This is a genomic window from Kitasatospora sp. NPDC002965, from assembly GCF_040611255.1.
In the GTDB taxonomy this organism is placed as follows: Bacteria; Actinomycetota; Actinomycetes; order Streptomycetales; family Streptomycetaceae; genus Kitasatospora.
In genome coordinates this window covers 1-20,246 of record NZ_JBEXNT010000056.1, presented here as the reverse complement: position 1 = coordinate 20,246, position 20,246 = coordinate 1, and the positions used below count along the sequence as shown (strand labels likewise).

Genomic DNA, 20,246 nt, shown 5'->3' with positions numbered 1-20,246 from the left:
ACCGCGCCGATGGCCCGCCCCCGAACCCCGCTGCTCAGCCGCGAGCGCATCGTCGCCGCCGCTCTGCGGCTGGTCGACGAGGAGGGGCTGGCCGCCCTCTCGACCCGCCGCCTGGCCACCGAGCTGTCCGTGAGCGGGCCGTCCCTCTACAACCACTTCGCCACCAAGGACGAGTTGCTGGACGCGGTGGTGGACGGGGTCATCGGCGAGGTCGACCTGTCGATGTTCGGCGCGGGTGCGCCCTGGCCGGAGGCGCTGCGCGACTGGGCCCGCTCCTACCGCGCCGCGCTGGCCGCCCACCCCCACATCGTCCCCGTGCTCGCCCAGGGCCCCGGGCGCCGGCCGAACGCGCTGCGACTGGCCGACGCGGTCTTCGGGTGCCTGGTCGAGGCGGGCTGGCCGCGCGGGCAGGCGACCAGGATCGGCGCGCTGATGCGGTACTTCGTCACCGGCTCGGCGCTGGCCTCGTTCGCGGCCGGGTTCCCCGAGGACGCCGGGCTGTACGACGCCGCCGACTACCCGCACCTCGGCGAGGCCCACCGGCTGGCCGAGCACCGGACGGCGATCGACGAGGGCGCCTTCGAGACCGGCCTGGAGGCGCTGCTCGACGGGCTTGCCCTGCGCTACGAGCGCGGTCCGGCCGCCGTGGGCGCTACGGGCGGACCGGGCGCGGCCGGTCGCCCGGACGTCTCCGACGGCCGGGCCGGTTCCGACGGTTCCGACGGTCCGGGTGGTTCCGCCGCACCCGACCGTGCTCACCAGGCCGCGCGGGTCACGAACGCGGGCCGCAACGAGGAGTCCACCGGGTCGTAGTACCGGTGGTAGACGGGGGTCAGCCCGCCCGAGACCGGTGGCACGATCCAGCTCCAGTCGGCCGGGGTGGGCCGGCCGAGCCGCCGCTCCTGCGCGATGTGCCGGAGGAACCGCTCCGACTCGGTGTGGTGGTCGGCGATGGTCACCCCGGCCTCCTGGAACGAGTGCAGCACCGCCACGTTGAGCTCCACCAGCGCGCGGTCCCGCCACAGGGTGCGGTCGTGGGAGGTGTCCAGCCCGAGCCGCCCGGCGACAGTGGCGAGCATGTCGTAGCGGTCGGCGTCGGCCAGGTTGCGGGCGCCGATCTCGGTGCCCATGTACCAGCCGTTGAACGGGGCGGTGGGGTAGCGGACACCACCGATCTCCAGCGTCATGTCACTGATCGCCGGGACGGCGTACCAGCGCAGGCCCAGCTCGGCGAACCACGCGTGGTCGGGGTGGACGAGGTCGACCTCGAGCGTGGTGTCGTCCGGCAGTTCGTACCACTCGGGCCGCTCGCCGGGCCGCTCCTGCACCAGCAGCGGCAGCACCTCGAACCGTTCCTCGCCGCACTTCCACCCGAGGTCCCGGGCCCGGGCGGCGAGCCTGGCCCCGGCCGGGTCGCCCGTCCACCCGCCGTCCGCCGTCGGGTGGCCGGCGTACCGGACGAGCTGCTGGTTGAGGATGCGGGCCGCCGGACGGCCGGGCCGGTCGGGGGCGAACACCGAGACCACCGGGCGGATCCGCCCGCCGTTGGTGGCGGTGCGCAGGTGCTCGAAGGACTCGGCGGCGATGTCGTCGGCGGAGCTCAGGTGCCGCAGGTCGCGGACCACGAGGCTGCGCCAGTACAGCCGGCCGATGCAGCGGGCGGCGTTGCGCCAGGCGAGCCGGGCGCCGTGGGCCAGCTCGGCGGGCGTGTGCTTGTAGGTGCCGGTCCGGTCGATCTCGTCGAGGACGGCGCGGACGCGCGGCTCCGGGTCCCCGGCGGCGGGCTGCTCTCGGTGGAACTGCCGGACGAAGTCGGCGGCCTGCCGGGGGTCGGTGAAGTGGTCCGCGGGGTCCGCCGGGCTCGCGGGGTCGGCCTGGTCCGCCGCCGGGTCGGCCTGGTCCGCGGACCAGGCGGCGTCGGGGCCTTCGGGGCCTCCAGGCCGTTCCGGGCCCTCGGCGTCGGCCGACGGGGGCGCCCCGCCGGGAGCCGCCGCCTCCTCGGGCACCAGGTGGCCGTGGACGTGGGCGTGCGAGTACGGGCAGGTCCCGCCGTTCGCGGCGGTGGGTCTGCGGGCGCTGCGGGTGCGAAGCCGGTCGAAGATCAAGGACATCCCTCCTGCCGCCAGGGATACCGGAGGTGTCCGGTGCGCCGCAGAGAGTGAACGATTCGGCCCCCGCACCCGGGCTCTTGGCGCTAGGGTGCGGGGGCCGGGGAGGTTCGGCGGGGGCTCAGCCCATGTCCTCCAGTCGCACGCCCTTGGTCTCCTTCATGAACTTCGCCACGAAGACGATCGACAGCGCCGCGAAGAGCGCGTAGGCGAGGTACGTCGCGGAGAGGTTCCAGCGCGAGAGCGCCGGGAACGAGACGGTGACGGCCCAGTTGGCGAGCCACTGCGCCGAGGCGGCCACCGAGAGCGCGGCGGCGCGGATCCGGTTGGGGAACATCTCGCCGAGCATGACCCAGACCACCACGCCCCAGGAGAGCGCGAAGAACAGCACGAAGGCGTTGGCGGCGATCAGCGCGACGGTGCCCTGGAGGTCGGGCAGCGTGACGTCGTCGCCGGTGCCGGTGGCGGAGGAGAACGCCCAGGCGCAGGCGCCCAGTGCGACGGCCATGCCGGCCGAGCCGATCAGCGCGAGCGGCTTGCGGCCGATCCGGTCGACCAGCAGGATCGCGACGGCGGTGCCGAGGATGTTGATGACCGATCCGATGAAGCTGATCAGCAGCGAGTTGGTCTGGTCGATGCCCACCGACTGCCAGAGGATCGACGAGTAGTAGAAGATCACGTTGATGCCGACGAGCTGCTGGAAGACCGAGAGCCCGATGCCGACCCAGACGATCGGGAGCAGACCGAACCGTCCGCCGAGCAGGTCGCGGAAGCGCGGACGGTGGTCCGTGTCGATCAGTCCCCGGATCTCGGCGATCCGGGCGTCGGTGTCGGAGTCCTTGCCCTCGACCTCGGCGAGCACGGTGCGGGCCTCGTCCAGGCGGCCGGCCGAGATCAGGAAGCGCGGGGACTCGGGGATGGTGGAGGCGAGCACGAAGTAGACCGCGGCGGGCACGACGCAGATCCCGAGCATCCACTGCCAGGCCTCCAGGCCGAGCAGGTGGCCGCGGGTCTCGCCGCCGGCCGCGTCCGCCAGCACCCAGTTGACCAGCTGGGAGACGGCGATGCCGAGGACGATCGCCGCCTGCTGGAACGAGGCCAGCCGGCCGCGGTACTTCGTCGGCGCGACCTCGGCGATGTAGGTCGGGGCGATCACCGAGGCGATGCCGATGGCCGCTCCGCCCAGGACCCGCCAGAAGGCGAGGTCCCAGGCGGAGAACGGCAGCATCGAGCCGACGGCGCTGACCGCGAAGAGCAGCGCCCCCGCCTTCATCACGGTGATCCGGCCGTACCGGTCGGCGAACCGCCCGGCCAGCGCGGCGCCGACCGCCGAGCCCAGCAGCGCGGAGGAGACGATCAGTCCGGTCACGCCGTCGCCGACGCCGAACTTCTCCTGGATCCCGGAGACGGCCCCGTTGATCACGGAGCTGTCGTAGCCGAACAGGAAGCCGCCGAGGGCCGCGGCGGCGGTGATGAAGACGACGAAGCCGAGCCGGCCGGACGACGGCCCGGTCTCGGCCGCCGAGGGCCCCGCGGGCTGCTGGGTGACGCTCACGATCTTGACTCCTGTACTCAACGCTGAGCTTGGTAGCCGAGATCGTAACCCCTCAATGTTCAAGTGTTGTACGTGGGATGCCCGTAGCTTCCGGCCTGGATTAGTAAGGTGAACGATCAAATCCGAGGGACCGGCAGGGCTCCACCGATCAGGCGGGCCGGGCCAGCGAGAGCCCGAACCGGCCCTCGTCGTCGGTCCACCACTCGGTGAGCCGCATGCCCGCCGCCGCCAGCTCCTCGGCCACCCGCTCCCGGCGGAACTTGGCCGACACCTCGGTGCGCAGCTCCTCGCCCTCGTCGAAGTGGACCGGCAGGTCCAGCTCCGGGATCTTCACGGTCTGGTCCCGCAGTGACCGCAGCCGCATCTCGATCCACTCCCGCTCCGGGTCCCAGAGCGCCACGTGCTCGAAGGCCTCCGGGTCGAAGTCGGCGGCCAGCTCCCGGTTGAGCACGTTCAGCACGTTCCGGTTGAACTCCGCCGTCACCCCGGCCGCGTCGTCGTAGGCGGCGACCAGGACCGCCGGGTCCTTGACCAGGTCGGTGCCGAGCAGCAGGAAGTCGCCCGGGTCGAGGGCGGCGCGCAGCCCGCGCAGGAAGGCGGCGCGCTCCGCGGGCAGCAGGTTGCCGAGGGTGCCGCCGAGGAACGCGACCAGGCGGGGTCCGCCGTCCGGCGGCAGGCCGAGCCGGGCGGTGAAGTCGGCCAGCACGCCGTGCACCGCCAGCCCCGGGTACTCGGTGGCGAGCGCCGCGCCGGCCGCGCCCAGCGCGCTCTCGCTGACGTCCACCGGCACGTACGCGTCCAGCGTGCCCAGGTCGCGCAGTGCGTCCAGCAGCAGCCGGGTCTTCTCGGAGGAGCCCGAACCCAGCTCGACCAGGGTGCGGGCCCGGGTGACGGTGGCGATCTCGCCGGCCCGGGCGGTCAGGATGGCCCGCTCGGCACGGGTCGGGTAGTACTCGGGCAGCCGGGTGATCTCCTCGAACAGCTCGCTGCCCCGGGCGTCGTAGAACCACTTGGGCGGCAGCGACTTGGGCTCGGAGGTCAGGCCGTGCTGCACGTCGTACCGCAGGGCGGTGCTGAAGTGGTCGGCGGGCAGCAGCCGGGTGAGATCGAAGGTGCTCATGGCAGATGGATCCTCTGTTCAGGAAGTGAAGAAAGGAGGAGATCTTCAGGAGAGAAGGCTTCAGGAGGGAAGGCTGCGGGAGGGAAGGACTCAGGAGGCCCGGGCGAGTGGGGTGACGGTGACCCCGGCCGGGCCGGCCAGCAGCAGCGACCGGTCCGGGACGGCCGTCCAGTCCGGGTGGTCGTCGGAGGGCTCGGAGGCCACCAGCACGCCGAGGCCGGGCACCGTCCGGTGGTGCAGGGTGTCGCCCCAGGCCGTCGCGGCGACGGCCCGCCCGTCGGTGAGCAGCAGGTTGAGCCGCCCGTCCGTGTGGGCGGTCACGTCCGCGACGGTGCCCGCCAGCGCCTCGCCCAGGCCCGCGCCCGCGCGCAACCGGTGCAGGGTCAGCGCCCAGAGCAGTGCCGAGTCGGTCCGCGCCACCAGCCCCAGCAGCTCGGCGGGCGGCAGTAGCGACGCCACCGCGCCCAGCCGCTCCGGCCAGCCGGCCACCACGCCGTTGTGGCTGAACAGCCAGGGTCCGGCGGCGAACGGCGCGGCGGCCTCCTCGCCCGCCGCGCAGCCCTCGGTGGCCGAGCGGACGGCCGCCAGCAGCGCCCGGGTGCGCAGGACCCGGGCGAGATCGGCGAAGGAGGCGTCCGCCCAGACCGGCCCGGCCCGCCGGTAGCGGGCCGGGACGTCGTCGCCCTCCGCGTACCAGCCGAGGCCGAAGCCGTCCGCGTTGACCGTGCCGTACTGCTGGACGCGCGGTGCCCAGGACTGCCGGTAGAGCCCGAACGGCGGTGCCACCAGCAGCTCCCGGGGCGCCACCGGCTCTCCCAGGTAGGCGAGGTGACGGCACATCAGCCGGAATCCACGTCGGCGGCGGTGCGGAACCCGGCGAAGATCTGGCGCCGGATCGGGTAGTCCCAGTTGCGGAAGGTGCCCCGGCAGGCGACCGGAGCCACGGCGAAGCAGCCGCCGCGCAGCACCTTGTGCTGCGGCCCGAAGAAGACCTCCGAGTACTCCCGGTACGGCCAGGCGCGGAAGCCCGGGTACGGCCGGAAGTCGCTGGACGTCCACTCCCAGACGTCGCCCATCAGCTGCCGCACCCCGTACGGGGACTGCCCGGCGGGGTAGCTGCCGGCCGGGGCCGGGCGCAGGTGCCGCTGGCCCAGGTTGGCGTGCTGCGGGGCCGGTGACGCGTCGCCCCAGGGGTGGCGGCGCGAGCGGCCGGTGGCCGGGTCGTGCCGCGCGGCCTTCTCCCACTCGGCCTCGGTCGGCAGCCGCCGCCCGGCCCACCGTGCGTAGGCGTCCGCCTCGTACCAGCTGACGTGCAGCACCGGCTCGTCGTGCGGTACGGCCTCCAGCACGCCGAAGCGCCGGCGCAGCCACTGGTCGCCGTCCCGGCGCCAGAACAGCGGGGCGGTGAGTCCGGCCTGCTGCCGGTGCTCCCAGCCCTCGGGCGTCCACCAGCGCGGTTCGTCGTAGCCGCCGTCGGCCAGGAACCGCAGGTAGGCGCCGTTGGTGACCGGCGTGGTGTCCAGCCGGAAGGCGGGCAGGTCGACCCGGTGGGCGGGGCGCTCGTTGTCCAGTGCCCACGGTTCGGTGTCGGTGCCCATGGTGAACGGCCCGGCCGGGACCAGCACGTCGGCGGGCAGCCCGGCCGCGTCCGCCGGGGCGGGCGGCGGCGGGGGAGCGGCCAGGGCGGGCTCGCCCCGGCGGAGCTGATGGGTGATCAGCATCGTCTCGTCGTGCTGCTGTTCGTGCTGGGCGATCATGCCGAAGGCGAACCCGGCGTCCAGCAGGGGTGCGCCCTCCAGCGGGCTGGCGGCGAGCAGGTCGAGCACCCGGCCGCGGACGTCGTGCGCGTACGCGCGGGCCTCCCCGGGCGGGAGCAGCGGCAGCCTGGGCCGCTCGGCCCGCGGGTGCTCGAACGCGTCGTAGAGCGGGTCGATCTCGGGGTGCATCGGGTCGCGGCCGCCGATGTTGCGCAGCAGCCAGAGCTCCTCCTGGTTCCCGATGTGCGCGAGGTCCCAGACCAGCGGGGACATCAGGGGGGAGTGCTGGGCGGTGAGGTCGTGCTCCCCGACGCAGTCGGTCAGTGCGGCGGTGCGGGCGCGGGCGGCCAGCAACTCGGAGGCGATCGTCTCGCGCAGGGTCTCCAACGGCAGCGCGTCCAACGGCGGCGCGTCCAGCAGCAGCGCGTTCGTCGGCAGCGCTCCCGGCGACTGGGGGGTCGGGGAGGGAGCGGTCGGCTGTCCCGGTGCGGGCGTGCCGGCCGGGCGGGCGTCGCGCACGGTCCGTGCCGCGTGCGCGTCAGCGGCGGTGCGGGCGTCGTCGGTCATGGTGCGGCCTCCTCCGGGGGAGTGCGTAGGCTGCCGGAGCGCAGGGCGTCCAGCTGGTCGTCGGCCGGGCAGCGGCCGCGCGCGGGGTAGCGCTCGGCGAACTCGGCGACGACGGCGCGCAGCCGTTCGGCCCCGGGCATCCGGCCCAGCGCGGCGTCGGCGGCGGCGAAGCAGGTCAGGGTGGCGCGGCGCAGCTCGGGGTCGGCCACGGCCAGGGTGGCGGCCCGGCGCCAGACGTCGCTGCGCGGCGGGCGCGGTCCGTTCGGGCGCTCCAGCGGCTCCAGCGCGGCGAGCGCGGCGTCGGCGGCCACCGGGTCGTCCAGCAGGGCGGTGGCCAGGGCGGCGGGGACGATCCAGCCGTCGCCGGGCTGGGCGTCGATCATCCGCAGCTCCAGGTAGCCGTGCGGGCGGACCGGCGGGAAGAGCGTGGTGCGGTGGTAGTCGAGGTCGGCCAGGGTGGGCGGGCGCTCGCCGCGGCCGCGCAGCCAGTCGCGGAAGGTCAGCCCGGCCGGCGCGGTCCAGGGGAGGCCGTCGTGACGGCGGACGCAGAGGACCTCGGCGTCCAGCACGTAGCGGGTCCAGGCCTCGCGCGGGTCGCCGTGGTCCGGTGACGGGGCGAGCGTGCGGCTGGGGTCCATCCGGGACCAGACGGTCTGGCGGGTGGACCGGTGGCCGGTGGGCCGGCCGTCCAGCAGCGGAGAGTTGGCGAAGGCGGCGACCAGGACGGGGCCGAGCCGGTGGGCGAGGCGCCATCGTCGGTCGAGCGAGTGCGGGCCGCTCTCCGCGCCGGAGTCCAGGCAGACCTGGAGGGAGGCGGTGCCGGTCATCATGATGCGGCCCCAGGGACCGGCCGAATTGAAGAACCGTTCCATCGCCACGTAGCGCGGGTGGTCCAGCACCATCTGGCGGGGTCGGGCCAGGGGGTCGGTGCCGGTACCGGTGAGCCGCAGGCCCTGCGCCGCGAAGGCGGCCCGCAGGGCGGCGAGGTCGCGCCGGGTGTCGGCGACGCAGCCGGTGAGGCTGTCGGCGGGCGGGGAGCTGAGCTCTACCTGGCCGCCGGGTTCGAGGGTGAGACGGGAACCGGAGGGGAGTGAGGTCCCGTCGGGGCCGCCGAGCGGCAGTGCGTTCAGTGCGGCGTGCAGTCGTTCCGGAAGGACGGGGTGGGTCGGACATCGGTCGTCGTGGACGAACCACTCCAGCTCGACGCCGACCAGGCGGGGCGGCCCGATCTTGAAGCAGACGCCGGCCATGTGGCCGCGCGCCTCGGACTCGGTGAGCGGGGTCACCGTGGTGGGGCTCCCGCCGGGGCGGAGTGCGCCTCCGGGGGGTCCGGCGGCGGACGGCCCGCCGCTCTGCCGGTCGGGCGGGCTGGTCGGTCGAACGGGTATCACCGGACTCACCATCCTCGGGATCACGATTGCGGCCCGGTCTACTCTGCCCAGTCTGCTACGGACCATGCGGAGTCGCCCCACAAACATCTGTTGCAGAGGATTCACCGCAGGTCAGAAGGGGTACGACAGGGTGAATCAGGCCCGGTGCCGGGCCTTCGGCGGCTCCCCGAAGCAGCCGTTCCGCAGTCGTTTCGCCGCCGTTCGGCAGCCGTTCCGCCGCCGTGCGTGGCCGTCCGCCGACCTCGGCCGCCGTGCCTCGCCGTCAGGCCCCGTCCGCCGGACCGGCCCCGAGGTGGGCGGCCAGCCCGCGCCGGCCGCGGTGCATCATCACGGCGTGGTTGGCCCGGAACAGCAGGTGGGCGGGGACGGCGAGGCGGCGCAGCAGGGCGCTGGCCGGGCGGGCGTCCTCCTCGAAGAGGACCTCGGAGCCGCCGGCGCCGTCCGCCGTGACCGTCCAGCGCGACCAGCCGATCAGGTCGGCGTCCATGGCGGCCTCCAGCACGCCGGCCCCGTGGTCCCGTCGGGTCGTCGTGAGCCGGATCACCAGCCGGTACGGGAGCAGGGCGCGGACCAGCACCTCCCCGCTGTCCGGGCCGGTCTGCCGGACGTCACGGATGTCGGGCCACCAGCGCGGGTAGCCCGGTACGTCCTCCAGGGCGGCGTACACGGCGCCCGGCGGTGCGGCCAGGCGCCACGTCCCGCGGAACCGGTAGTGGTTGAGATCCACGGGCGCACTCTAGTCCGGGCGGGTCCCGGCCCGGTCCGGGTTCGGCAGGTTCGCCGGGTCCGGCGCGAACTCGACCGGGAGGACCACGGCACTCCGCTTGCACGCATTCGGCGTGCGGAGGAGGATCTTTTGTGCTTGTAGTCTCATCAGTCACAGCCGCCCCTCCAGGCGGCCGGTCCACCGGAAGACGAAGCGAAGGAGTTCCGAGGATGCGGCGACCGAACTGGGTACCGGAAGGCACGGACCTGGACAAACCGAACGCCGCGCGGGTCTACGACTACTACCTCGGAGGCTCGCACAACTTCGAGGTCGACCGGGAGATGGCCCGCAAGGCGATCGCCCTGTGGCCCGAGCTGCCGCAGATCATGCGCTCCAACCGCGCCTTCCTGCGCCGCGCCGTGCAGTTCACCGCCGAACGCGGCATCACCCGCTTCCTGGACATCGGCTCCGGCATCCCCACCTTCGGCGCGGTCCACGAGATCGCCCGCGCGATCCGCCCCGAGGCCCAGGTGGTGTACGTGGACCGCGACCCGGTCGCCGTCGCGCACAGCCGTCTGCTCCTGGAGGGCGACGAGGGCTGCTCGGCCGTCCAGGCCGACGTCCGCGACATCGACGACCTGATGTCCCGCCCCGAGGTGACCGACCTGCTGGCGGCGGGGGAACCGGTGGCCGTCCTGCTGGTCGCGGTCATGCACTTCGTCGAGGACCAGGACAACCCCTGGAAGCTGATCGAGGTGATCCGCGACGCCCTCCCGCCGGGCAGCGCCCTCGTCCTCTCGCACGCCTCCCTGGAGGGCCGGCCCGACCAGGCCGAGGACCACCAGCGGCTGTACAAGATGACGCCCACTCCGCTCACCATGCGCACCCACGAACAGATCACCACCATGTTCACCGGCTTCGACCTGGTCGAGCCGGGCGTGGTCTACCTGCCGCAGTGGCGCCCCGAGCAGCCGGAGGCCGTCGGCCGCAACCCCGAGCGGATGACCGGAGTGGCAGGCGTGGGGTTCCGCCCGTGATCGGAGCACCGGAGCCGAGCAGCAGCGCCGAACGGTTCCACGCGGACTGGGCGCGCCTGCTCTCCGGTGACCACGGCACGGCGGTCCATCCCGGCCTGGTCGGCCGGCTCGTCTCCCGGACCGCCGCGCTGCTCCACCGCGCCCAGCTGGAGGAGCCGTTCGAGCCCCAGCTGGCCGCCGAGGCCGGGGCCCACCTGGTCGAGGCGCACTTCATCGACCCGGTGGTGCTGGCCCGGGCGGTGGAACTGCTCCAGCAGCAGCCGACCCCCGACGGCCGCGGACCCGCCCTCAGCGGTGCGTTCGCGGCCGGCTGGGCCGCCGCCCTGCGCGAGCGCACGCTGCGCGAGCAGGAGGCCATCCGCACCGCCGCAGACGTGGCCCGCAAGGAGGCCGAACGGGCCCTGCGGGCCTCCGAGGCCCGGTTCCGGGCGCTGTTCGAGAGCGCCGCGATCGGCATCGGCATCGGCGACACCGACGGCAACATCCTGGCCGTCAACAAGGCGCTCCAGGAGCTGTTCGGCGCGGGCCCGGAGGACATGACCGGCCGCCGCGTCGGCGACCTCGTCCACCCCGAGGACGCCCCGGGCGTCTGGGAGGCGTACGAGGACCTGATCAGCGGCAAGCGCGAGTACTTCCAGTTCGACAAGCCGTACTACCGGCAGGACGGCGAGGTGGTCTGGACCCACCTGACCGTCTCGCTGATCCGGGACGACGACGGCGTCCCGCAGTACCAGGTGGCGATGCTGGAGGACGTCACCGACCGCTACCGGCTCCAGGAGCGGCTGCGCCACCAGGCCACCCACGACCCGCTGACGGGCCTGCCCAACCGCGCCGCCTTCTTCGAACGGCTGGAGAAGCTCTTCGAGGACCCGGACCCGGGCGCCCGGTTCGGCCTCTGCTACGTCGACCTCGACGGCTTCAAGGTGGTCAACGACAGCCTCGGCCACGACACCGGCGACCAGCTGCTCGCCGCCGTCGCGGCCCGGCTGAAGGCCGCCCTCAGCCCGCTCGGCCACCTGGTCGCCCGGCTCGGCGGGGACGAGTTCGTCGTCCTGCTGGAGAACAGCCGCGGCGAGCAGGAGGCGGTGGCCGCCGCCAAGACCGTGCTCAAGGCGCTCGCCGGGCCGGTGCTGATCGGCGACCACAAGCTCGCCGTCGGCGCCAGCGTCGGCGTGCTGGAGCGGAGGGTCTCCACCACCACCCCCGGCGCCGCCGTCCGCGCCGCCGACCTGACCCTCTACCGCGCCAAGGAGGCCGGCCGGGGCCGCTGGACCCTCTTCGACCCCAAGGAGAACGCCCGCGCCGTCTCCCGGTACGCGGTCTCGGTGCGGATGCCCGCGGCCCTCGACCGGGGCGAGTTCTTCATCGACTACCAGCCGCTGTACGCGCTGGCCGACGGCCGGCTGGCCGCCGTCGAGGCACTGGTCCGCTGGCGCCACCCGCAGCTCGGCGTGCTCGGCCCGGACGAGTTCGTCACCACCGCCGAGGAGACCGGGCTGATCATGCCGCTCGGTCGCTGGGTGCTGGAGCAGGCCTGCGGCCAGGCGGCCGAATGGATCAAGCGGTTCGGCGACGCCGCCCCGCAGCTCAACGTCAACCTGGCGGTCCGCCAGGCCCGCAGCGCGGCCCTGGTCACCGACCTCGGCCGGATCCTCGACACCACCGGCCTCGACCCGGCCCGCCTCCAGCTGGAGATCACCGAGTCCACCGTGGTCGGCCCGGAGGACGAGGCGCTGCGCACCCTGCACGGGCTGGTCGGCCTCGGTGTCTCGCTCGCCGTCGACGACTTCGGCACCGGCTGGTCGAACCTCGCCTACCTGCGCGACCTGCCCGTCTCCGGCCTGAAGATCGCCGGCTCCTTCGTCGGGGACCTGCACGACCCGGCCAAGGACGAGTCGACCGGCTGGCGGATCGTCAGCGGTCTGGTCTCGATGGCGCACGCCCTCGGGCTGACCGTCACCGCCGAGGGCGTGGAGACCCGGCGGGACGCCGAGCGGCTGCGCCGGATCGGCTGCGACTGGGCGCAGGGCTGGCACTTCGGCCGCCCGGTCCGCCCCGCCGAGATCGCCCGCCGCATCGTCGAGGAACCGCAGGGCCGCCCGGTCCCGCCGGCCTGAGGCGGCGTCCGGCGCAGCTCCGGGCGTCGAGCTGCGGACGTCCCGGCCCTGCCCGGCCGGCCGACTGTGCGCGGCCCGACCCCGCCCGGCTGCCCGGCCCCGTCGTGGTCCTCAGCCCACCAGGCGGGAGAGCTCGATCGAGTGTCCCGTCCGCTCCACCTTGGCCCGCAGGTAGCGGACGTTGGAGGGGGACAGGTGGACGCCGGTGGGCACCCGGTCGTGGACCGTGACGCCCAGGCGGGTCAGCTGGGCGGCCTTGTCCGGGTTGTTGCTCAGCAGGTCGATCCCGGTGACGCCCAGCGCGCCGAGCATCTGGGCGGCCGCGGTGTAGTCGCGGCCGTCCTCGGGCAGACCGAGCGCGGTGTTGGCGTCGTACGTGTCCAGGCCGGCATCCTGCAGGGCGTACGCGTCGAGCTTGTTGTACAGCCCGATGCCCCGACCCTCCTGCCGCAGGTACAGCAGGTACCCGCCGGCCGTCGTGATCCGCTCCACCGACTCGCGCAACTGTGGGCCGCAGTCGCAGCGGTCCGAGCCGAACACGTCCCCGGTGAGGCACTCCGAGTGCAGCCGCACGAGCGGCGTGCCGCCCGCCGGTACCTCGCCGAGGGCCAGGGCGAGGTGCTCCGCGCCGTCCGCCAGCCCGTGGAAGGTGGACACCTCCGCGTCGGCCCGGTACCCGTCCGGGAACGTCAGCGGGATCCGGACGCGGGACCGCACGGTGGCGGCACCGGTCTGCGGCGGGACGTGCTGCGGCATGGGGGGCCTCCGTGACAGAAGTGGTGATCGGATCCCGACCGTACTAGGTAGTTCCAATTTGAACAACATGGTTCGGGTGCCCCGCGTACTCCGGCGCACGGCGACGCAGCCTCGCAACGCCGCTCCCACCACGCCTGTTCCCGGCCCCGCCCGGCCCCGCCCGGCCCCGCCCGGTGCCGGCCGCCCGACGCCGGCCCGCGCGGCCGCCGGCGTGCCCGCTCGCCGGGAGCGGGGCGGGTTCCTGCGGGCGTGAGTTCTTCCTCGGTCTCGGGCGGAATCCCTTCCGGTGGCGTCGTTCTCCCGGTCGGTGCCGTGCGGTACCGGGCCGGTGGCGGCCCTCGGGCCCTTTGGCCGCCGAATTGGGAAATGCGTGAACGAGGATCGGGGGTGCGGCCCCGACCGTAGGGGCTCGGCGGAAGGATCCGGTGCGCCGCGGAACGTGCCCGGTGGCGCCGCGCCGGATCGGAGAGGCCGGGCCGAACCGGGGGGATCGCGCTTCGAAGGTGTTCGTCCACGCAGCACGGGCGGCTGTGGCGGTACATGTCCAGAAATGTGCGCGGCCATTTCTCGCTGTGTGCGCGTGCGGAATGCGACTCGATTTCGTTCGTGCCCGTGGAAATCCGATGCGGGACATCGTCGGCGCTGGTGACGGTGCCCCCGGCCCGGGGCCGGGTGAATTCTTTTCGGAGGAATCCCGGGCGCCGGTCGAAGGCCCGGTCGCGACGGTGGGGGCGGACGGGTCGGTGCTTCGTGTGGTTCCGGTGCGTCTGCGACCGGTCGACCGGGTTGCCCGGAATGCGGAAGGCGGCGGACAAATGCGGCCGACGGTGGGAGACTGACCCCCGTGTGAGCGGTCCGAGCTTGCCGCACCGGTGCGTTTCGCACCGTGACGCCCTCAATGGCGAGGGGGACCGCCGGCGCTTCCCCGGAGCGGGAGCGCCCTGTCTGTCGACCACGGAAGGTCCTGAGAGATGCCGGCTACCCCTGTGTCCGTGGCGTCGCATGACGCCGGGAACCCTGTCATCGAGTCGCTCTACGCCGAGGTGCTGCGGCGGAACCCGGGAGAGCCGGAGTTCCACCAGGCGGTGCGGGAGGTGGTGGAGACCCTCGGACCGGTGCTGGAGCGGAGGCCCGAGCTGGTCGACGCCCGGATCGTCGAGCGGATCGTGGAGCCGGAGCGGCAGCTGATGTTCCGGGTGCCGTGGACGGACGACCAGGGGCGGATCCACGTCAACCGCGGGTTCCGGGTGGAGTTCAACAGCGCGCTCGGGCCGTACAAGGGCGGGCTGCGGTTCCACCCGTCGGTCAACCTCGGGATCGTCAAGTTCCTCGGCTTCGAGCAGATCTTCAAGAACGCGCTCACCGGGCTGGGCATCGGCGGCGGCAAGGGCGGTTCGGACTTCGACCCCAAGGGGCGGTCCGACGCGGAGATCATGCGGTTCTGCCAGTCCTTCATGACCGAGCTGTACCGGCACCTGGGCGAGCACACCGACGTCCCGGCCGGGGACATCGGCGTCGGCGGCCGGGAGATCGGCTACCTGTTCGGGCAGTACAAGCGGATCACCAACCGCTACGAGTCGGGCGTGCTGACCGGCAAGGGCATCGGCTGGGGCGGTTCGCAGGCGCGCACGGAGGCGACCGGCTACGGGTGCGTGCTGTTCACCGCCGAGATGCTGCGGGCCCGGGGCGAGGACCTGGACGGCCTGCGGGTGGCGGTCTCCGGCTCCGGGAACGTCGCCGTGTACGCGGTCGAGAAGGCCCAGCAGCTCGGGGCCACGGTGGTCACGGTCTCGGACTCCGCCGGCTACGTGGTGGACGAGAAGGGCATCGACCTCGCGCTGCTCAAGGAGGTCAAGGAGGTCCGCCGCGGCCGGCTCACCGAGTACGCGGAGCTGCGCGGCAGCCACGTCCGGTACGCCGAGGGCACCGGCGTGTGGAGCGTGCCGGTGGACGTGGCACTGCCGTGCGCGACGCAGAACGAGCTGACCGGTGCGGACGCGCTGGCGCTGGTCCGCAACGGGGTGCGGGCGGTCGCCGAGGGGGCCAACATGCCGACCACGCCCGAGGCGGTCCGGGTGTTCCAGGACGCCGGGGTGGCCTTCGGCCCGGGCAAGGCGGCCAACGCGGGCGGGGTCGCCACCAGCGCGCTGGAGATGCAGCAGAACGCCTCGCGCGACTCCTGGTCCTTCGCGCGGACGGAGGAGCAGCTGGCCGGGATCATGCGGCACATCCACGACTCCTGCCACACCACGGCCGAGACGTACGGCCGACCCGGCGACTACGTGCTGGGTGCCAACATCGCCGGCTTCGAGCTGGTGGCGGACGCGATGCTGGCGCAGGGCCTGATCTGACGCGTCGCCGTAGCCGTACCCGCACCTCCCCGACCGGTCCCCGTGGCCGGTCGGGGAGGTGTTCGTCGTCGTGTCGCCGTGTCGCCGTGTCGCCGTTCCCGGGCCGCGGTGACGCCGCGGCCGACCCGACCGGAGCGGGCACAGGATGTCGGGTGCGGCCCGCGGGCGCTGCCTACGGTGGAACGCAGTAAGGGAAGGACGGGGCGCGGATGCTGGAACGGCTGAACCAGGCCATGGAGTACATCGAGGAACACCTCGACGGGCCGGTCGAGGTGGCGGAGCTGGCGCGGATCGCGACGACGTCGGAGTACCACTTCCGGCGGCTGTTCTCGGCGCTGGCCGGGATGCCGCTGTCGGAGTACCTCCGGCGCCGGCGGCTCACCCTCGCCGGGGCCGAAGTGCTCTCCGGCGAGCGGACGTTGCTCGATGTCGCGGTCCGGCACGGCTACACCTCCGGCGAGGCGTTCGCCCGGGCGTTCCGTGCGATGCACGGGGTCGGCCCGGGGGAGGCACGGCGCGCCGGTGCGGTGCTCGTCTCGCAGCCCCGGATGTCCTTCCGGCTCGTCATCGAAGGGAGCAGCAGCATGCGGTACCGCATCGTGGAGAAGCCGGCGTTCCGGGTGGTCGGCAGGCGGGCCCGGGTCCCGCTGGTCCACGTGGGGGTCAACCCGGCCATCGCCTCGTTCATCAGGGGGCTCGGCCGGGAGACCGTCGACCGGATCGCGGCCCTCTCGGACCAGGAGCCGCACGGCGTCGTCTCGGTCACCGAGTTCTTCTCGGACAGCCGGGAGGAGGGCGTCGAACTCGACTACTACCACGCGGTGGTGGCCGGCGCGGAGGTCGAGGTGCCGGAGGACCTGGACGTCCGCGAGGTCCCGGCCGGCACCTGGGCCGTCTTCTCCAACACCGGGACGTTCCCGCAGGCGTTGCAGGAGATGTGGCGGGACGTCTACACCCAGTGGTTCCCGTCCAACCCGTACGAGTCGCGGCCCGGCCCGGACATCCTCCGCACCCGCTTCCCCGCGGAGGCGGGGCAGGCCGAGGCGGAGATCTGGGTCCCGGTGGCCCGCGCGGGGCGGTGACGGACGACGGTGCCCGGCGGGCGGCGGGCGCCGTCCGTCCGCGCCCGTCCGCCGGCCCGGCCCTCCGCCCGTTCGGCCCAGCACCACCGGCCCGCCCGACGCCCCGCCCGCATGCTGGGCGGGGAAGCACCGAGGCGGCCGGGGGCCGGCGAGCGAGGAGTGGATCGAGGATGGCCGAGGCGTTCGGGTTCGTCGACTACGGCGGGCCGGAGAAGCAGGAGTTCCTGGACCGGCCCGTGCTGGAGCCGGGACCGGGACAGCTCGGGATCGCGGTGCGGGCGGCCGGGGTGAACCCCGTGGACTGGAAGGTCCGCCGGGGTCTGCTCGGCCGGGACCGGGAGCTGCCGGCCGTCATGGGCCAGGAGGCGGCGGGCGTGGTGGAGCGGGTCGGGCCCGGGGTGACCGGCTTCACGCCCGGCGACGAGGTGTTCGGGATCGCGGCGGCCGGGGCGTTCGCGGCCCAGACGCTGCTGCTCGCGCGGATGAGCGCGCTGAAGCCGGCGAAGGTCGGCTTCGACCAGGCCGCCACCCTGCCGGTGGCGGCGGCGACGGCCGACGACGCGGTCCGGGACGTCGGGGTGGGCGCCGGGCAGACGCTGCTGATCCTCGGTGTCTCCGGCGGCGTGGGCAGCGCGGCCGCCCAGATCGCCCGCAGCCGGGGCATCCGCGTCATCGGCACGGCGAGCGACGCCAACCGCGGCTACGTGGAGTCCCTGGGGGCGGTGCAGGTCCGGTACGGCGCCGGGGTCGCCGAGCGGATCCGGGCGGTGGCCCCGGACGGGGTCGACGGGATCCTCGACCTGGTCGGCGGCGACGACGTGCGGGCCGCCGCGACCACGCTGGCGGACCGTTCCCGGCTGGTCGCCACCTCCGACCCGGCCGCCGCGGCCGAACTCGGCGGCCGGTTCGTCACCCGCTCCACCACGCCGGACACGCTCGCCGCGCTGGCCGGGCTGGTGGCCGCCGGCGAGCTGGACCCGCAGATCAGCGCCCGCTACCCGCTGGCCCGCGCCGCCGAGGCGCTCGCCCTGGTCGAGTCGGGCCACGCGCGCGGGAAGCTCGTCCTCGAAGTCGCCTGAGCGGCGTCCCCGGCCACCGATCCACCCCGGTCCGCCCGGACCGCCGAACAGTCCTGAGGAACGCGGATGAAGATCGACGAGGTAGCGGTCGGCGGCCCCTGCTGGGTGGAGCACGGCAGCACCGACCCCGTGGCGGCCCAACGGTTCTACGGCGAGCTGTTCGGCTGGCGGCCCGAGACGGACGAGCGGCCCGAGGCCGGCGGGTACACCTTCATGAGGCTGGACCGCGCGATCGCCGCCTCCGTCTCCCCGCTGTACGGCGAGGGGCAGCCCACCGCGTGGACCGTCTCGTTCCTGGTGGCCGACGCCGACGCCGCCGCCGCCCGGATCACCGGGGCGGGCGGCAGTGTCGTCGTCCAGCCGATGGACGCACTCGACTTCGGCCGGTTCGCGATCGTCGCGGACCCGTCCGGTGCGGTGTTCGGGCTCTGGCAGGCGGGACGCCTGGTCGGCGCCGAGGTGCTCAACGCCCCCGGCGCGCTCGGCTGGGTGGAGCTGCTCACCCGGGACCGGGAGGGCGCCGCGGCGTTCTACCCGGCGGTGTTCGGCTGGACGGTAGGCCCGTCCGGGCAGTACACCCAGTGGGGCCTGGCCGGCGACGACTTCGGCGGCATGCTGGTGATGGGCGAGAACTTCCCCCCGCAGGTGCCGCCGCACTGGCTGCCGTACTTCGCGGTCGCCGACGTGGACGTGTCGGCGTTCCGGGCGGGCAACCTCGGCGCGGACGTGCTGATGGCCCCGACCGCGGTGCCGGACGGCCCACGGATCGCCGTCCTGCGCGATCCGCAGGGCGCGGCGTTCGGCATCTACCTGGCGGGCTCCGAGGGCTGACCGTCCGCCGCCGGGGCCGGCCGGCCCCGCGCGGACCGGCCCGTACCGCGTCCGCGCAGGGCGCCGACCGCGGCGCCCGCCGTCACCAGCAGGGCCGCCGGCGGCACCACGTCCCCGACCCGGTCGTACCAGGTGAGCGCGGACGGCGCGGTCAGCGGCAGCCGGACGACCAGCGTGCCCGTCCCGTCCGTGCCGAGCCGGGCGAGCTCGCGCCCCTGCGCGTCGAAGGCGGCCGACACTCCCGTGAGCGAGGCCTGGACGGCCGGCCGGCCGGTCTCGGCGGCCCGGATCGCGGCCAGCGACACGTGCTGCTCGGGCGCCCAGGTGCGTTGGAACGTCGAGGTCGAGGACTGGTAGACGAGCACCCGTGCACCCGCCCGTGCGGCCGTCCGGGAGAGGTCGGGGAACGCCGACTCGAAGCAGATCAGCGCGCCGACCGGCAGCGCGCCGCCTGCGCGGTCGACGGCCGGCAGGAGGTGGAAGGCGCTGCCGGGGGCCCGGTTCTCGCCGGCCGCCCGGCTGACCCCGGCCACCCAGCCGAGCACCGGCCGCAGCGGTACGTACTCGCCGAACGGCACCAGCCGGATCTTGCGGTACCGGTCGACGATCCCGTCCGGCGAGATCAGCACCGCGTCCTTGGAGATCCGTCCGTCGGCCTTGCGCGCGTCCTCGCCGGCCAGCACCCGGGCGCCGGTCGTGGCGGCCAGCCCGCGCAGCCGGTCGAGCGCCGCAGGGTCACGGTCGAGGTCCGCGGTGGTGCTGGACTCGCCCCAGACGACCAGGTCGACGGGCCGTCCGCGGAGGGCCTCGGTGGCGCGGACACCCGCCTCGAAGCGGGCCTGCGGTTCGTCGACGATGCCGGGCTGGACCAGGGCGAGGGTGATCGCGCCACCGGCCCCGCCCGCCCCGGCCCCGCCCGCCCCGGCCGGTTCGGGCGCGGGTCGCAGGGCGAAGAGCAGCGGCCCGGCGGCGAGCAGACCGGCCACCACGAGGGCGGCCACCGTCCGGGGCCGCCGTTCGGCGGCGGTCAGCACCACCAGGACGGCGGTGTTGACCGCGACCACGGCCGCGCTGACCAGCCAGATCCCGCCGATCGAGGCCAGCGCGAGGACGGTCGGGTGCTGCCACTGGGTGGCGCCGATCAGGGCCCACGGCCCGCCGAGGGCGTGCCAGGACCGCGCGTACTCGGTGGTCAGCCAGACCGCGGCGACGACCACCGGCGCGAGCAGCGCCCGCCGCGTGGTCGGCGGCGGGTGCAGCAGCCCCCACACCGCCGCGCCGACCCCGGCCTGGAGCGCGCCGAACAGCACGGCGAGCAGCGGCAGCGCGGGCCCGACGGACGGCACCAGCCAGTACATGCCGGTGAGGATGAAGCCGGCGCCGAACCACCACCCCCGCACCGCCGCCTCGCGCATCCCGGGTGCCCGCTGCATCAGCAGCAGCCCGGGGACGAGCGCGACCCACGCCAGCGTGGCCAGCCCGGGCGCCGGGAAGGCGAACACCGGCACCGCCCCGGCGGCCAGCGCGGCCAGCCGTGGCCGGTACCGGGCGGCCCGGTCCGGGCGGCCGGGAGCGGCCACGGCCGCGGGACCGGCGGGACCGGCGGGACCGGTGAGCAGGGAGCGTCGCGACATGCCCCGTATTGTCCGCTCGGCGCGGCCCGGTCACCAGCCCCGTGATCACTCGAACGGGTCCGGCGTGTGGCGATGCTCGCGGCGGCCCGTTCGCCGTGGGCGGCACGGACCAGGTGCAGGCAGAGGTCGATGCCGGCCGCCACCCCCGCCGAGGT

15 protein-coding genes and 2 pseudogenes are annotated in these 20,246 nt (G+C 74.5%); 7 read left to right on the top strand and 10 right to left on the bottom strand.

All coding sequences use genetic code 11. The features are described from left to right. Positions 1-9: 9 nt before the first annotated feature. Positions 10-633: pseudogene (locus ABZY91_RS21855) on the top strand (TetR/AcrR family transcriptional regulator C-terminal domain-containing protein); the annotation flags it as partial. Positions 634-755: 122 nt separating this feature from the next. Here the strand turns inward: ABZY91_RS21855 and ABZY91_RS21850 are convergent. The 7 genes from ABZY91_RS21850 to ABZY91_RS21820 all read right to left on the bottom strand — a co-directional run bounded on the left by ABZY91_RS21850 (position 756) and on the right by ABZY91_RS21820 (position 9,225). Continuing rightward, on the bottom strand, positions 756-2,111 hold the full coding sequence (locus tag ABZY91_RS21850) for a nitric oxide synthase oxygenase (protein ID WP_355404582.1): 1,356 nt from the start codon (positions 2,109-2,111) through the stop codon (positions 756-758). A gap of 118 nt (positions 2,112-2,229) precedes the next feature. Further along, entirely contained in the window at positions 2,230-3,663 is a 1,434-nt protein-coding gene (locus tag ABZY91_RS21845; RefSeq protein ID WP_355404580.1) for a sugar porter family MFS transporter, read from the bottom strand. Between the two features lie 148 nt (positions 3,664-3,811). Further along, positions 3,812-4,783 (bottom strand): L-histidine N(alpha)-methyltransferase, encoded by a 972-nt coding sequence (egtD, locus tag ABZY91_RS21840; RefSeq protein WP_355404578.1) that lies wholly within the window; start codon positions 4,781-4,783, stop codon positions 3,812-3,814. Between the two features lie 90 nt (positions 4,784-4,873). Further along, the gene (gene egtC / locus ABZY91_RS21835; RefSeq protein ID WP_355404576.1) at positions 4,874-5,623 is read right to left on the bottom strand and encodes an ergothioneine biosynthesis protein EgtC; all 750 of its coding nucleotides are present in this window, start codon (positions 5,621-5,623) and stop codon (positions 4,874-4,876) included. Then, complete coding sequence (gene egtB, locus ABZY91_RS21830; RefSeq protein WP_355404628.1) at positions 5,623-6,957, bottom strand: ergothioneine biosynthesis protein EgtB; 1,335 nt, start codon at positions 6,955-6,957, stop codon at positions 5,623-5,625. The genes egtC and egtB overlap by 1 nt, the downstream gene beginning before the upstream one ends. 146 nt (positions 6,958-7,103) lie before the next feature. Further along, positions 7,104-8,393, bottom strand: a complete 1,290-nt coding sequence (gene egtA / locus ABZY91_RS21825; protein WP_355404574.1) for an ergothioneine biosynthesis glutamate--cysteine ligase EgtA — start codon at positions 8,391-8,393, stop codon at positions 7,104-7,106. Between the two features lie 367 nt (positions 8,394-8,760). Continuing rightward, the gene (locus tag ABZY91_RS21820) at positions 8,761-9,225 is read right to left on the bottom strand and encodes an SRPBCC family protein (protein ID WP_329948854.1); all 465 of its coding nucleotides are present in this window, start codon (positions 9,223-9,225) and stop codon (positions 8,761-8,763) included. 209 nt (positions 9,226-9,434) lie between these two features. Between ABZY91_RS21820 and ABZY91_RS21815 the strand changes: the two genes are divergently transcribed. Then, on the top strand, positions 9,435-10,241 hold the full coding sequence (locus ABZY91_RS21815; protein ID WP_329880389.1) for an SAM-dependent methyltransferase: 807 nt from the start codon (positions 9,435-9,437) through the stop codon (positions 10,239-10,241). Then, positions 10,238-12,358 (top strand): EAL domain-containing protein, encoded by a 2,121-nt coding sequence (locus tag ABZY91_RS21810; RefSeq protein WP_329880388.1) that lies wholly within the window; start codon positions 10,238-10,240, stop codon positions 12,356-12,358. The genes ABZY91_RS21815 and ABZY91_RS21810 overlap by 4 nt, the downstream gene beginning before the upstream one ends. Positions 12,359-12,469: 111 nt before the next feature. On the opposite strand, the gene ribA is transcribed toward ABZY91_RS21810, so the two are convergent. Continuing rightward, positions 12,470-13,114: a GTP cyclohydrolase II gene (gene ribA, locus ABZY91_RS21805; RefSeq protein ID WP_355404571.1), complete on the bottom strand. Its 645-nt coding sequence runs from the start codon at positions 13,112-13,114 to the stop codon at positions 12,470-12,472. A gap of 971 nt (positions 13,115-14,085) precedes the next feature. On the opposite strand from ribA, the gene gdhA reads away from it, so the two are divergent. The 4 genes from gdhA to ABZY91_RS21785 all read left to right on the top strand — a co-directional run bounded on the left by gdhA (position 14,086) and on the right by ABZY91_RS21785 (position 18,457). After that, positions 14,086-15,465, top strand: a complete 1,380-nt coding sequence (gene gdhA / locus ABZY91_RS21800) for an NADP-specific glutamate dehydrogenase (protein ID WP_329880376.1) — start codon at positions 14,086-14,088, stop codon at positions 15,463-15,465. A 209-nt stretch (positions 15,466-15,674) separates the two neighbouring features. Continuing rightward, the gene (locus ABZY91_RS21795; RefSeq protein WP_355404569.1) at positions 15,675-16,547 is read left to right on the top strand and encodes an AraC family transcriptional regulator; all 873 of its coding nucleotides are present in this window, start codon (positions 15,675-15,677) and stop codon (positions 16,545-16,547) included. A gap of 170 nt (positions 16,548-16,717) precedes the next feature. After that, the gene (locus tag ABZY91_RS21790; protein WP_355404567.1) at positions 16,718-17,626 is read left to right on the top strand and encodes an NADP-dependent oxidoreductase; all 909 of its coding nucleotides are present in this window, start codon (positions 16,718-16,720) and stop codon (positions 17,624-17,626) included. A 66-nt stretch (positions 17,627-17,692) separates the two neighbouring features. Continuing rightward, positions 17,693-18,457, top strand: coding sequence for a VOC family protein (locus ABZY91_RS21785; RefSeq protein ID WP_355404564.1), 765 nt, complete (start codon positions 17,693-17,695; stop codon positions 18,455-18,457). On the opposite strand, the gene lnt is transcribed toward ABZY91_RS21785, so the two are convergent. Further along, positions 18,433-20,091, bottom strand: coding sequence for an apolipoprotein N-acyltransferase (gene lnt, locus ABZY91_RS21780; RefSeq protein WP_355404562.1), 1,659 nt, complete (start codon positions 20,089-20,091; stop codon positions 18,433-18,435). The genes ABZY91_RS21785 and lnt overlap by 25 nt on opposite strands. Before the next feature lie 68 nt (positions 20,092-20,159). Further along, positions 20,160-20,246: pseudogene (locus tag ABZY91_RS21775) on the bottom strand (AraC family transcriptional regulator); the annotation flags it as partial.